This window comes from Streptomyces oceani, from assembly GCF_001751245.1.
In the GTDB taxonomy this organism is placed as follows: domain Bacteria; phylum Actinomycetota; class Actinomycetes; order Streptomycetales; family Streptomycetaceae; genus Streptomyces; species Streptomyces oceani.
In genome coordinates this window covers 53,392-63,628 of record NZ_LJGU01000091.1, presented here as the reverse complement: position 1 = coordinate 63,628, position 10,237 = coordinate 53,392, and the positions used below count along the sequence as shown (strand labels likewise).

Below are 10,237 nucleotides of genomic sequence, written 5' to 3'. Positions count from 1 at the left end.
GGGACGCCGCGGCGCAGCGGTTGGCCCGGCTCGCCGGCCTGCGGGACGAGGACGGCCACCCGCTCGTGCCGGCCGCTCACCCGCACCGTTGGTGGGGCCTGTACGAGCCGACCCGCTCCGCCGCTCCGCTGCGTGACCCCGAGCAGCCGGTCGCGCTCTCCGGCAGTGCCCTCGAACAGCTGGCGCGCACCTGCTCGTTGCAGTGGTTCCTGGGCCGGGAGGTGCACGCGGACGCGCCGGCCAGCAGTGCTCAGGGCTTCGGCAACGTGCTGCACGTCCTCGCCGACGAGGTGGCCTCCGGCGGTACGCCCGCCGACCTGTCCGTGCTCCTGGAGCGCCTCGACTCCGTCTGGGACGGCCTCGCCTTCGAGGCGCCCTGGAAGTCCCGGCAGGAGAAGGAGAACGCGCGGGCCGCCCTGGAGCGCTTCCTGCGCTGGCATGTCATGGAGCGCGGCGATGCACGACACGCGGTCGGCAGCGAGCACCCCTTCGACGTGACGCTGCGGGCGGGGGAGACCGGGGAATACGCCGTGCGCATCCGCGGCAGCATGGACCGGGTGGAGAGCGACGCGCTGGGGCGGGCGTACGTCGTCGACTTCAAGACCGGTCGGACGAAGCCGAGCGGCGCTGAGATCGCGGAGCATCCGCAGCTCGCCGTCTACCAGCTGGCCGTTCGGGAGGGCGCCGCCGACGGGCTCTTCGGCGGTGAGCGGCCACCGCCCGGCGGGGCGGAACTCGTACAGCTACGGCTGGGTGCCACCCGTAAGGCCGGCGGGGACGCGCTGCCCACGGTGCAGCGGCAGGAGCCGCCCGACCCACAGGACCTGCCCGAGTCGGAACGCACCCGCGCGCTGCTGGCGACCGCCGCGGGGCGGGTGCTGGACGAACGCTTCACCCCGAACACCGGCTCGCACTGCGCCTTCTGTGCCTTTCGGAGCGCCTGTAGCGCGCGCCCCGAGGGGGGCCAGGTGGTGGAGTAGGTCATCGAACGCGGATGTGGAAGCGCGCCCCGATAGCGGGTGAAACCGGATAAACCTCCCGCGCTTCGCGGGTTGTCGGTGTCGGGCGCTAGCGTCTCAGGGGTGTCCGCACAGCTCACCGATACCGAGCAGCTCAAGGAGCTCCTCGGTATCCCGTTCACTCCGGAGCAGTTGGCCTGCGTCACCGCTCCGCTCGCTCCGCGGGTCATCGTGGCCGGCGCCGGCTCCGGCAAGACCACGGTGATGGCCGCCCGGGTGGTGTGGCTCGTCGGCACCGGACAGGTCGCCCCCGAGCGGGTGCTGGGCCTCACCTTCACCAACAAGGCCGCCGGCGAGCTGGCCGAACGCGTGCGCACCGCCCTGTTGCGCGCCGGCGTGACCGATCCGGACCCGGTCGACCCGGACGAGCCGCCCGGCGAACCGCAGATCCTCACCTACCATGCCTTCGCCGGGCGGCTGCTGACCGAGCACGGCCTGCGACTGGGTGTCGAGCCCGGGATACGGCTGCTCGCCGACGCCACCCGCTACCAGCTGGCCGGCCGGGTGCTGGCCGCGGCGACCGGGCCCTTCGAGGGCCTGCGGAACGGCCTGAGTACGCACATCCGGGACCTCCTGGCGCTGGACGGAGAGCTGTCCGAGCACCTGGTCCCGCCGGAGCGGTTGCGCGCCCACGACGCCGAACTGCGCGCCACCCTGGCCGAGACGGAGCTGACCAACAAGGAGCTGCGCCGGATTCCGGAGACGGCCCTGGCGCGTACGGAACTGCTGGACCTGGTCGAGGAGTACCGCGCCCGCAAGAGCACCCGTGACCTCCTGGACTTCGGCGACCAGATCGCCCTGTCCGCGACCCTGGCGCGGGATGTCCCGGAGGTCGGCAGGCTGCTGCGGGAGGAGTTCCCGGTGGTGCTGCTGGACGAGTACCAGGACACCTCGGTGGCCCAGCGCGTCCTGCTCGCGGGCCTCTTCGGAGGGCGTACGGGCCACGCCGTCACCGCGGTCGGTGATCCGTGCCAGGCCATCTACGGCTGGCGTGGCGCGTCCGTGGCCAACCTGGACCAGTTCCCCGAGCACTTCCGGCACCCGGACGGGCAGCCGGCCGGTCGGCTCGCGCTGAGCGAGAACCGGCGCAGCGGCGGGCGGCTGCTCCAACTCGCCAACGGCCTCGCCACGCCGTTGCGGGAGCGGCACGCGGGCGTGGCGGCGCTGCGTCCCGCGCCGGGCGCGGCAGAGGCCGGACAGGTGAGCTGCGCGCTGCTGGACACCCACGCCGAGGAGTTGGCCTGGCTCGCCGACTCGCTGACACACCTGGTCCGTACGGGCACGCCGCCCGGCGAGATCGCGGTGCTCTGCCGCACCGGCACCGACTTCGCCGCGATCCAGGCCGCGCTGGTCGAGCGGGACGTCCCGGTGGAGGTCGTCGGGCTGTCCGGGTTGGTGCACCTGCCGGAGGTCGCCGACCTCGTCGCGATGTGCGAGGTGCTGCAGGACCCCACCGCGAACGCCGCGCTCGTACGCCTGCTCACCGGCCCCCGCTGGCGTATCGGGGCCCGTGATCTCGCGCTGCTGGGGCGGCGTGCCCGGCTGCTCGTACCGCGCGCGGGGGGTGAGCCGGACGATCCCCGGCAACGGCTGGCCGCGGCGGTGGAGGGCGCCGACCCGGCCGAGGTGATCTCGCTGGCGGACGCCCTGGACACCTTCCTGAGCGACGACGGTCAGGACGAACTGCCGTTCTCCACCGAGGCACGGATACGCTTCGCCCGGTTCGCCGCGGAGATCCGCGAACTGCGCCGGTCGTTGGCCGACCCGCTGTTGGACGTCCTGCACCGGGTCCTCGCGGTGACCGGGCTGGAGGTCGAACTCTCGGCCTCCCCGCACGCGTTGGCGGCCCGGCGGCGGGAGACCCTGAGCGCCTTCCTGGACGTGGCCGCCCGGTTCGCCAGCCTGGACGGCGAGACCTCGTTGCTCGCGTTCCTGGGTTTCCTGCGTACGGCGGTGGAGTACGAGCAGGGCCTGGACAGCTCGTTGCCCGGGGGCGAGAACACCGTGAAGGTGCTGACCGCGCACAAGGCCAAGGGTCTGGAGTGGGACGTCGTCGCCGTGCCCGGGCTGGTCACCGGGCAGTTCCCGAGCGCGCGGGCCCGGGAGTCCTGGCTGACCCGGCCGGGTGTCCTGCCGTACCCGCTGCGCGGTGACGCGGACACGCTGCCGAGCATGGCGGGCTGGTCCGCCCAGGCCAGCAAGGATCACGCCACACAGTTGCGGGACCATCAGGCCACCGAGGAACTCCGGCTGGGCTACGTCGCCTTCACCCGCGCCCGCTCGCTGCTGCTCGGCTCCGGACACTGGTGGGGGCCCACCCAGAAGAAGCGGCGCGGCCCCTCGCCGTTCCTGGAGGAACTGCGTGCCCACTGCGAGTCCGCCACGGCCCACGGCGAGGTCGAGTCCTGGGCGGACGCCCCCGAGGAGGGGGCGGAGAATCCGGCCCTGGCGGAGGCGGCGGAGGAGCGGGAGTGGCCACTGCCGCTGGACCCGGACGCGCTCGCCCGGCGTCGGGAGGCCGCGTCGGTGGTGCTGTCGCACCTGGAGCGGCGGTCCCCGCCGGACGAGCGGGACTGGTGGGACGAGCCGAGCCAGCGGGACGAGACGGGTGAGTCGGATGAGGCCGGCGAGGCAGGTGAGGTGGGTGAGAGGGACGGCGGCGCCGCCACCGTCGCCCCGGAGGAGGAGCGCCTCATCCGCTCCTGGGACCGGGACCTGGACGCTCTGACCGGCGAGCTGCGCCGCTCCCGAACGGTCGTGCACGAGGTGCCCCTGCCGCCTTCGCTGTCCGCCTCCCAGCTGTTGCGGCTGGCCGCGGACCCGGACGGCTTCGCCCGCGAGTTGGCTCGCCCCATGCCCCGGCCGCCGCAGCCCGCCGCCGCGCGCCGCGGCACCCGGTTCCACGCGTGGGTGGAGGCCCGCTTCGAGGAGTTGACGCTGCCCATGCTCGGGCCGGAGGAGTTGCCCGGCGCGGGGGAGCCGGGGGAGGAGCCGTCCGTCGAGATCGCGGACGAGCGGGACCTGGCGGAACTGAAGGCCGCCTTCGCGCGCACCCCGTACGCCCACCGCACGCCGTACCAGGTGGAGGCGCCGTTCCAACTCACCCTGGCGGGCCGTACGGTGCGTGGCCGGATCGACGCCGTCTACCGCACGGACGCCGAAGGCGAAGACGGAGGCGAAGGCGACGACGCCTCGGGGAAGCTCGCCTACGAGATCGTCGACTGGAAGACGAACCGCACGCAGAACGCAGATCCGCTGCAACTCGCGGTGTACCGCCTCGCCTGGGCCGAGCAGCGAGGCCTGCCGCCGGAGCGCGTCGGTGCCGCCTTCCTGTACGTCCGCACGGGCGAGCTGGTACGGCCCGCGCTGCCCGGGCGCGCGGAGCTGGAGCGGCTGCTGAGCCAGGAGCCCGAGTCGCCGGAGCCCGAGCCACCGGAGCCCGAGTCGCCGGAGGCCGATCCGGACAGCTCCACGTGAGCGGGAGACCGCGTACGGTCGCGTGCCACGGGTGGATTGCCCCGGAAAGGCCGGATGTCCGGGTGGCCTCGCGGACCGATAGGCTCGGCCGTATGAGCGCCACCCCGGACACCGTCGTCCACACCTTCGTCACCGAGACGCGCGACACGTTTCTGGACGACCTGGTGGAGTGGCTGCGCATCCCCTCCGTGTCCGTCGACCCCGCCCACGCCGACGCGGTCCGAGAAAGCGCCGACTGGCTGGCCGACAAGCTCGTCGATACCGGATTCCCGCGGGTGGAGGTATGGGACACGGCCGGACATCCAGCGGTCTTCGCGCACTGGCCGGCCGCGGACCCGGCGGCGCCCACCGTGCTCGTCTACGGCCACCACGACGTGCAACCAGCCGTACGAGCCGACGGCTGGCATAGCGAGCCCTTCGAACCGGAGCGTCACGAGGGGCGGCTGTACGGCCGTGGCGCCGCCGACGACAAGGGCCAGGTCCTCCTACACGCCCTGGGCGTCCGCGCCCATCTCGCGGCCACCGGTCGCACGGCGCCCGACGTCCACCTGAAGCTGCTGGTCGAGGGCGAGGAGGAGGCGGGTTCGCCGAACTTCCCGCAACTGCTGCGGGAGCGTGCCGAGCAGCTCACCTGCGATGTGGCGATCGTCTCGGACACCGGCATGTGGTCCGCGGACACCCCGACCGTGTGCACCGGGATGCGCGGACTGGTGGAGTGCCAGATCGACCTGTACGGGCCGGACCAGGACATCCACTCCGGTTCCTTCGGTGGCGCCGTTCCCAACCCGGCGACCGAGGCGGCCCGACTGGCGGGCGCGCTGCACGACCCGGAACGCCGCGTCGCGATCCCCGGCTTCTACGACGGGATCACCGAACTCTCCGAGGAGGAGCGCGAGTTGTTCGCCCAGCTGCCGTTCGACGAGCGGGCCTGGCTGGACGGCGCACACTCGCACGCCACCCTCGGCGAAGCCGGCTACTCCACGCTGGAGCGGATCTGGGCACGCCCGACGGCGGAGGTCAACGGCATCAGCGGCGGCTACCAGGGGCCCGGCGGCAAGACCATCGTCCCGGCCCGGGCGCGGTTGAAGCTCTCCTTCCGCACCGTGGCCGGTCAGGACACCGAGCATGTGCGCCGAGCCGTACGGGACTGGGCGACCGGGGCGCTGCCGGCGGGCATCCGGCACGAGGTGACCTTCTCCGGCGCCACCCGCCCGTGCCTCACCCCGCTCGACCACCCGGCGCTGCGTTCGCTCGTGCGGGCGATGGGCCGGGCCTTCGACAAGCGGGTGCGGTTCACCCGGGAGGGTGGTTCGGGGCCGGCGGCCGATCTCCAGGAGGTGTTGGCGGCGCCGGTGCTCTTCCTGGGCATCTCCGTACCGTCGGACGGCTGGCACGCGCCGAACGAGAAGGTCGAGTTGGAGCTGCTGTTCAAGGGGGCTGAGGCCGCCGCGTACCTGTGGGAGGACCTGGGTTCGCGGTGGCGTCCGCGATGACCGCCGGCCGGCGGCGGAACACGACCACCGGCGAACAACCGAACCGGCAGACAACCGAAGGGAAGCGCAAGCCACCGTGACCATCTGGACCGACTCCGCCGCTGACCGGCCGATCGCCATGACGGGCGCCGGAGCCATCGACCGCGCGGCCCACCAGCGGCTCGACGAGGCATGGCTCGCGGCGGCGTGGAGCCACCCCACGACCCGGGTGTTCGTGGTGTCCGGCGGGCAGGCGTTGGTCGAGGACACCGCGGACGGACAGGCGGAACTGGTGACCATGCCCTCCTTCGAGGCCCCGCTCACCGAGGCACACCGGTACTTCCTCGGAACCGCCGAGGACGGGGTGCGCTACTTCGCGCTGCAGAAGGACACTCTGCCGGGGCGCATGGATCAGGTCGCGCGCCCCGCCGGGCTCCGGGAAGCCGGTGCGCTGCTGCCGGAGCGGGACACGGCCCTGCTCGTGCACGCCGTCGCGCTGGAGAACTGGCAGCGCATGCACCGCTTCTGCTCCCGTTGCGGGGCGCGTACGGGCATCGCGGCGGCGGGACACGTCCGGCGGTGCGCGGCCTGCGGTGCGGAGCACTACCCGCGTACCGACCCCGCGGTGATCATGCTGGTGACCGATGACCGGGATCGCGCGTTGCTCGGCCGGCAGGTGCACTGGCCGGAGGGGCGCTTCTCCACGCTGGCCGGTTTCGTGGAGCCCGGCGAGTCCGTCGAGCAGGCCGTGGTGCGGGAGGTCGGGGAGGAGGCCGGGGTCACCGTCGGGAGCGTGGAGTACGTCGCCAGCCAGCCCTGGCCGTTCCCGTCCAGCCTGATGCTCGGCTTCATGGCGCGCGCCACCTCGCCGCGTATCCAGGTGGACGGCGAGGAGATCGAGGAGGCCCGCTGGTTCTCCCGCGCGGAGTTGGGGGCCGCCATCGAGGCGGGTGAGGTGCTGCCGCTGTCCGGCATATCGATCGCTGCCCGGCTGGTCGAGCTGTGGTACGGAGAGCCGCTGCCCCGGCCGCGGTGAGCGGGTCACGTGGCCTGTCGGCGCGCCGGCACCGTCCAGAACGACTTGACGCAGGGGGCCTTATGATGTGTGACGCGGGGGAGACCCATGAGGTCCCGGACACGCCAGCGGGGGAATTGGCGGACGAAGGGGAGTCCGGCCGGACGACACACCGCGTCGCCAGCACCGCCCTCGGCTCGGGCTTCGCCAGCGTGGTGGCGCCCTTCCTGGTGATCCCGTTCGTCATCGGGCCGTTGGTCGGCCTGCTGGCTGGCTCGCTCGCGCTCGGCCTGGGCACGTGGGGCTGGCGTAGGAGAGACCGTGTGGGACGCGCGGGCGACTACGCGGCGGTGGCCATGCTCCTGGGGGCGCTCGGGACGGTCTGCTCCGTGGCGGTGACGTACCTCGCCTTCCGGGCACTCGCGTGAGCCACGCTTGGCGGTACCAGACGGGAAAGGTATCGGGGGGACAGAGATGACGGGGCGGCTATCCGTACGGTGGTCAGCGAGCACACCCTGGGCCGGTTCGCCGGAGGACCGGGGACGCACGGGCCTGCTCTTGGGCGTCGGCGGGTTGTCGCTGGACGGCCTGGTGCTGGCGCTGGTGCTCTCCGGAGCGGCGAACGGTGACCTGGCGCCCCTGCTGCTGGCCCTCCTGACCGCCGGCAAACCCGTTCTGGGGGCACTTGGAGTCCTCTACGGCGGGCTCGGGTTCCTGCGCGCCCGCCGTGGAGCGGGCGAGCGGAGCGGCCTGGCGCTCGTGAGCGTCGTCCTGGGAATCGCCGTCCTCGTTACGCAGTTGGCGTGGCTCGGCGCCGTACTGCCGAACCTCAGCACGGAGCACACCATGGGGCCGCTGGAGAGGCACTCTGTCCTCGCGGACGCGGGAAACCGCCTCGAGTGTCCGGCTGTATCCGTACGGTCGTAGCAGGGGCCCTCCGCCCACCGACCGGCGGCATCACCGGCCGGTGGTGGGGGCCGCACGACCCGACGGGGCGGCGGAGTGAGCGGTCAGTCGCCCAGCGCCTGCTTCACTTGGGCCAGGCTCGGGTTCGTCAGCGTCGAGCCGTCGGGGAAGAGCAGTGTCGGGACCGTCTGGTTGCCCCCGTTCGCCTTCTCCACGAAGTCCGCGGAGTCCGGGTCGTGCTCGATGTTGACCTCGGTGTACGCGATGCCCTCCCGCTCCATCTGGCCCTTGAGCCGGCGGCAGTAGCCGCACCAGGTGGTGCTGTACATCGTCACGGTTCCCGGCATGGGTCCTCGCGCTCCTTCGTGTTCCGTGGCGCCCTCCGGGGACGCCTTCAACGACTGCAGCCCGGGGAACGCACGGCGTCGCCGAACCATTCCCATCGCGCCAACGACCCATTCATGCGATCAGTTGCTGCCGCCTGTGGACAACTGAGGCGGTGCTTCGCGGTGACCTGACAGCATGGTGGGGTGACAGCAGCCTCGGAAACCTCGGAAACCACTCTCTTCACCCCGGCCGACCACGCCGACTTCGTGCTCCCGCCCCGGGACGCCGACGCGGTGCTGGAAGGGCTGGACCCCGAGCAGCGCGAGGTCGCGACGGCGCTGCGTGGACCGGTGTGCGTCCTCGCGGGCGCGGGCACGGGCAAGACCCGGGCGATCACCCACCGGATCGCCTACGGCGTGCGTGCCGGCGTGCTGTCGCCCGGCAGCGTCCTCGCGGTCACCTTCACCCAGCGCGCCGCCGGTGAGATGCGGGGGCGGCTGCGCCAGCTCGGCGCCGACGGGGTGCAGGCGCGGACGTTCCACTCGGCGGCGCTGCGGCAACTACAGTTCTTCTGGCCCCGTGCGGTGGGCGGGGAGCCGCCACGACTGCTGGAGCGCAAGGTGCAGTTGGTGGCCGAGGCCGCCGCACGGACCCGGATTCGGCTCGACCGAAACGAACTGCGCGATGTGACGAGCGAGATCGAGTGGGCCAAGGTCACACAGACCGTTCCGGAGGACTATCCGGCCGTGCTGGCGAAGGCCGGACGGGAGGCCCCCCGGGACCCGGCGGAGACCAGCCTGATCTTCGCGCAGTACGAACGGCTCAAACGGGACCGCTCCGCGATGGACTTCGAGGACGTCCTGCTGCTCATGGTGGGTGTGTTGCAGGACCGGCCGGATGTCGCCGAGACCGTGCGTGCGCAGTACCAGCACTTCGTGGTGGACGAGTACCAGGACGTCAGCCCGTTGCAGCAGCGGTTGCTCGAGTTGTGGTTGGGCGAGCGGGACAGCCTGTGTGTGGTGGGTGACGCCAGCCAGACGATCTACTCCTTCACCGGCGCGACTCCGGATCACCTGCTGGACTTCCGTAACCAGCATCCGGAGGCCACGGTGGTGCGGCTCGTCCGCGACTACCGCTCCACCCCGGAGGTCGTGCGGCTGGCCAACGGTCTGCTGGGGCAGGCTCGCGGGCGGGCCGCCGAGCATCGCCTGGAACTGGTCTCCCAGCGAGCCGGTGGGGCCGAGCCGGTCTTCAGCGAGTACTCCGACGAGCCGGCCGAAGCGGAGGGGACGGCACGCCGTGTCCGGGAGCTGCTGGACTCCGGGGTGCCCGCGAGTGGCGTCGCCGTGCTCTACCGGGTCAACGCCCAGTCGGAGGTATACGAGCAGGCGCTGGCCGATGTCGGCGTGCCGTACCAACTCCGCGGTGCGGAGCGCTTCTTCGAGCGTGCTGAGGTGCGGGAGGCGGGTGTGGCGCTGCGTGGCGCGGCACGTGCCGGAGGGAACGACGCGTTGCTGGACGCCGCGGTTGGGCTGGCCGACCAGGTGCGTGCCGTGCTGACGGCGCGGGGGTGGAGCAGCGAACCACCGGCCGGCTCCGGTGCCGCACGGGACCGCTGGGAGTCGCTGGCGGCGCTGGTGCGGTTGGCCGAGGACTTCCAGCGGGCGGATGCCGAGGCCACTCTGGGCGGGTTCGTGGCGGAGTTGGACGCCCGGGCCAACGCCCAGCACGCCCCGACGGTCGAGGGCGTCACCCTCGCCTCACTGCACGCGGCGAAGGGGCTGGAGTGGGATGCGGTGTTCCTGGTCGGCCTGACCGAGGGCATGATGCCGATCACTTACGCCAAGACCGAGGAGCAGGTCGAGGAGGAGCGCCGACTGTTGTACGTCGGCGTCACCCGCGCCCGTAGTCACCTCAGTCTGTCCTGGGCGCTCGCCCGCTCGCCAGGAGGCCGGGCCGGACGCCGGCCGAGCCGCTTCCTCAGCGGGCTACGGCCCGGATCGGCCGGCGGCGCGCGCGCC

8 protein-coding genes are annotated in these 10,237 nt (G+C 72.6%); 7 read left to right on the top strand and 1 reads right to left on the bottom strand.

Annotated features, from left to right (window positions below):
- From AN216_RS29875 to AN216_RS01245, 6 genes are all read left to right on the top strand, one after another.
- Positions 1-980, top strand: a 980-nt coding sequence (locus tag AN216_RS29875; protein WP_244502268.1) for a RecB family exonuclease, incomplete at its 5' end; no start/stop codon positions are given.
- A gap of 102 nt (positions 981-1,082) precedes the next feature.
- A complete protein-coding gene (locus AN216_RS01265) occupies positions 1,083-4,496 on the top strand; it encodes an ATP-dependent DNA helicase (RefSeq protein ID WP_070194687.1) in 3,414 nt (1,137 codons plus the stop codon).
- Positions 4,497-4,588: 92 nt separating this feature from the next.
- Complete coding sequence (locus AN216_RS01260; RefSeq protein ID WP_070194686.1) at positions 4,589-5,989, top strand: M20/M25/M40 family metallo-hydrolase; 1,401 nt, start codon at positions 4,589-4,591, stop codon at positions 5,987-5,989.
- 76 nt (positions 5,990-6,065) lie between these two features.
- Complete coding sequence (gene nudC, locus AN216_RS01255) at positions 6,066-7,004, top strand: NAD(+) diphosphatase (RefSeq protein ID WP_070194685.1); 939 nt, start codon at positions 6,066-6,068, stop codon at positions 7,002-7,004.
- Between the two features lie 62 nt (positions 7,005-7,066).
- Positions 7,067-7,411, top strand: coding sequence for a hypothetical protein (locus AN216_RS01250; protein ID WP_070194684.1), 345 nt, complete (start codon positions 7,067-7,069; stop codon positions 7,409-7,411).
- A 46-nt stretch (positions 7,412-7,457) separates the two neighbouring features.
- A complete protein-coding gene (locus AN216_RS01245) occupies positions 7,458-7,910 on the top strand; it encodes a hypothetical protein (RefSeq protein ID WP_070194683.1) in 453 nt (150 codons plus the stop codon).
- Between the two features lie 83 nt (positions 7,911-7,993).
- Here AN216_RS01245 and AN216_RS01240 read toward each other — a convergent pair whose 3' ends face one another.
- Positions 7,994-8,236: a mycoredoxin gene (locus AN216_RS01240; RefSeq protein WP_070194682.1), complete on the bottom strand. Its 243-nt coding sequence runs from the start codon at positions 8,234-8,236 to the stop codon at positions 7,994-7,996.
- A gap of 273 nt (positions 8,237-8,509) precedes the next feature.
- On the opposite strand from AN216_RS01240, the gene AN216_RS01235 reads away from it, so the two are divergent.
- Positions 8,510-10,237 (top strand): ATP-dependent helicase (locus AN216_RS01235; RefSeq protein WP_070194712.1); only part of this gene is annotated, 1,728 nt, incomplete at its 3' end.